Here is a 3,751-nt window from a genome sequence, read left to right as displayed (position 1 = left end):
TAGCCGCTGATAGTGGTGCTGCAAGTGCACAATCGTTTGATTTTCTACCAGTTCAATTTTTAATTCAAGATTACGATAATTACGAATACGAGACAAAAAACTTCGCAGGTACATTTGAATATGCGCCAAACGATAATATGAAATTCTTTTTTGATGCAGTTGTTAATGATCAAGAGCGCCGCCAAGAAAGCTCAAGAGTACAAGCATCTGGCCTAAGTGATCTTAGAAATGTATCAATACCGAGTGAATTTAAAACAGTTAATTTTGGTTCACTTGACGGACAAAACCTGGGCAGCATACAGGCGGCCGTAAGAGGCGTGATTCCGGTTGAAGACGGTGGTGGCGATCCTAACTTACGTTTTTCTAGCGATACTAATTCACGCATCACAAAGAGCAAAATATTTAGAATAGGGGGCGAATGGCAAGGCGATAGATTATTTGCAAGTGTTGAAGCCTCAACCTCTCGTTCTGATTCAACTACACCAAGTTTTAATACAACGCTCAATTTTATAAATCCAAATGTCGCTACTAATTCGTCAAATGAAAACGGTACTCCTTTTGAGTATGATCTTACAGGTGATGCACTTACATTTGGCATTGCAACGGGGGAGGCAAACGCGCCAACAATGGCTCAATTACTCGACCCTGCAAATGTTGTTCTACGTGACGTAAACCAAGGGCAAGATGAGTCAGAAAATACAGAAGATGCGTTTCGTACAGATTTTACATATTACTTAGATGATGTAATAACGTCAGTCGATTTTGGTTATCGCTACAGCAAAACGAGCAGTATGTCGGATCAAGTTCGCTCTAACGTTGGTTTAAGAAATATGGCTGATAGCCCAACGGGTGATTTATTTGCACAATTATTAACTGCGGGCCCAGATAACTTTAACGATGGTGATGGGCGAGCACTCTATATTCGTGATTTCTTACTTATAAACCCAGAGCTTGCATCCTCTGATCCACAAGCCGTATTAGCAGCGCTTAACCAAGCGATTGAAGCTAATAATGCAATAACGGGTTCTGATCGCGGTCCAATAAGTTCACCAACGTCTCAAGTAAATGCATTTTTTGATATTGAAGAAGAAACACATGCCTTATATGCACAAGCAAATTTTGAGTACGGCATGTTTCGCGGTAACTTTGGCCTACGTTATTTAGAGACTGAAGTTACATCGCTAGGTAACTCTGTTACTCAAGATGGAAGTGGCAACGAACTGGTTACTCAGCTAACGTCAAAAGGTGATTACGATTTCTTTTTACCACGATTTAATTTAGCCGCGAATGTAAGTGAAGATGTGATTGTTCGTTTAGGTTGGTCAAAAGATATTAGACGCCCAGATTTTGATGACCTATCTACATCTGTTACGTTTGGCACCAGCCCTAATAGTGCCGTTTCAATTGGTAATTCAGGCTTAGCGCCAGAAGAAGTAACCTCTTTCGATATATCCACTGATTGGTATTTTGCACCCGCTGCTTTGTTAAGTGTGGGGTACTTTCATAAAACACGTAGCGATTTGCACGTTACACAGCAAGTTGACCCATTTGAAGACCCAAGCACAGGCTTTCGCGATACAAATGGTCCAGAGTGTGAAGGCGGCGGCATATTTAATCCAATTGCAGACATAAACGTGTTTGGCCCAGATGCTGGCGTAGGGTTATGTGTTCCTACGCAAACTACTATTAATGATTCTGGTGAAACAACACAGCAAGGTATTGAGCTTGCAGCTCAATACGACTTATCAAGTTTTGAAAAAGAGCTAGGTTGGGCATCAGGTTTTGGTGTGGTTGCTAACTATACCTATCAAGAATTTTCTGGTGGTGAATCACTTGACACCGCAACGAGTCGTGCAAATGCAGTTTTTGCATTAACAACCGGTAACCCGGATGCAGACATAAGTGCTAAGCAATCACTCATTGATCTGTCAGAAAACGCATATAACATTACATTTTATTATGAGAAATACGGTCTATCTGCTCGAGCGCGTTACACGTGGCGCGAAGGATACCGTTCAACTGACTTTGGCAGCACCTCAAGCTTCCCATGGGGTTTCCCTGTTGTACAAGAAGACAGAGGGCAGCTTAATGCCAGCATAAGTTATGATGTGAACGATCAGCTAAATATCGGTATTGAAGCCGTTAACTTAACCGAATCAGAAGTTAGCCAGTCTTGTGTTAACGAAGGTGCTTTACTGTGTTTCCAAGGTATTACAGACCGCCGTATTACATTTGGCGCTAGCTATAGATTTTAAAAGTTATAGTTAAATCGAGTCTATAAGTGTGTGTATTTAAAGACGCTAAAAGCAAGCCACCTGGCTTAATGCCAGTCAGTTAACAGCTGACTGGCTTTTTTTATTGGGGTATTTACTGGGTTTTGGTTTCACACACCTCGGATACGCCCGCTCCCGTTTTATCGGCAATATGTGATGTTCAACTTGAGCTTGTAATTGCTCTATTGATTTAGGTATCCGTCCTGCATTTTCTATAAACATTGTATGAATAAGGTTAATAATACTAATAGCACACGTCGTAAAACTCAGGTGTTTTGCATATATTCCAGATTTTTTCTGCGCCATTTTCACCATCTGGTATCGGAGCAAGTTATAGCTCAACATTACGCCCCATAATTCTTGCGCTATCATCTCAGGTTTCTTGCTGCGTAGCGTAAAGTGACTATTCAGTAAGGTTTGTTTCATTTCTCGATAACCAAGTTCAATTTCCCACCGATCACTATAGAGGTCAACAATTTCAGCCTTAGGGAAACGCATTGGGTCTGTTAATGAAGTGAGTATATTCACCTCTTTCCCCTTAACCGTTTTTGTGACTAGCCTAACTTCAATGCTCTCTGGTAAATCGTCGAACTTTTTTCTCGCTTGTGCTGTTGCTTTTAGCTTGATGAGTTTGTCTTGACGACCTAGAGAGCGAACAATTTCATATTGCGTGCCTTTTCTCATCGGTTGAAGCCAATGCCTATTTACCCCAGCATGATGCCAACGATTGAGTAAGCCTAGAGAATAGAAGCCTCTATCAAATAACGTCAGTGAGTTATCGGGTGTTGCCTCGATTAAGTCTTCAGCCAACACCATTTCACTTGTACGACAACTATCAAAGGCGCTCCCCATTAATAAATGACTAGTTAACTCCATCAAACACACCATGCGAACCTGAGGGAAGGCCGTGTCACCATACTGATTTTTCCACATGGAGAATGCATGTTGATTTTCAGCAGTATCCGGTGTGCGCCAAATGACACCATCAACACCCAGTAGTGATAGCCCGCACCATGTGGGATGGTTCGCATCAGCATTCCACATTTGCTGACTTTGCTCAAAAACCTGTTTAACGGCATCAGCCCCAAGCCGCTGCCTAGCCTGTACAACCGCGCTGGGCGCAACGAGTTCTTTTTTACCTGGTAAAGCGAGCCCTAATTTACTGACAATACTCCACAGTGGGTCTTCACGATAAAACGACATACAAATGACTGTCCAAACGGCCATCTCAACAGGAAGCCTTCTTTTCCTTATCGTCGCGACACCTGCGGTTTCTGCGCATTGTTTGATAAACTCAGGGCATAAAAAATCACTCAGTTGACCTAAGCCTTCTGAATTGGGTGCGTAGCTATTGGCTAGAGAAAGTGCGGTAGTGAGTTGCAAAATAAAAGGCTCCTGAATAAATTCAGAAGCCTTTATAAACTAACCAGAAGATCGGTCAATGGATCGTTAAATATTTCTTAACTGATCGGCATTAA

2 protein-coding genes are annotated in these 3,751 nt (G+C 42.0%); one reads left to right on the top strand and one right to left on the bottom strand.

Annotation, left to right across the window (positions count from 1 at the left end; translation table 11 throughout):
* Window positions 1-2,255: TonB-dependent receptor (locus L654_RS0115355; protein ID WP_024608361.1), on the top strand; the 2,255-nt coding region annotated here is incomplete at its 5' end.
* A 75-nt stretch (window positions 2,256-2,330) separates the two neighbouring features.
* Here the strand turns inward: L654_RS0115355 and L654_RS0115350 are convergent.
* Complete coding sequence (locus tag L654_RS0115350; protein ID WP_024607224.1) at window positions 2,331-3,656, bottom strand: IS4 family transposase; 1,326 nt, start codon at window positions 3,654-3,656, stop codon at window positions 2,331-2,333.
* Window positions 3,657-3,751: the final 95 nt, after the last annotated feature.

The sequence above is a fragment of the Pseudoalteromonas sp. TAB23 genome (assembly GCF_000498075.1).
Classification (GTDB): Bacteria; Pseudomonadota; Gammaproteobacteria; order Enterobacterales; family Alteromonadaceae; genus Pseudoalteromonas; species Pseudoalteromonas arctica.
Note: the sequence above shows the minus strand (reverse complement) of the source record. Positions and strands in the feature narration are given on the sequence as shown.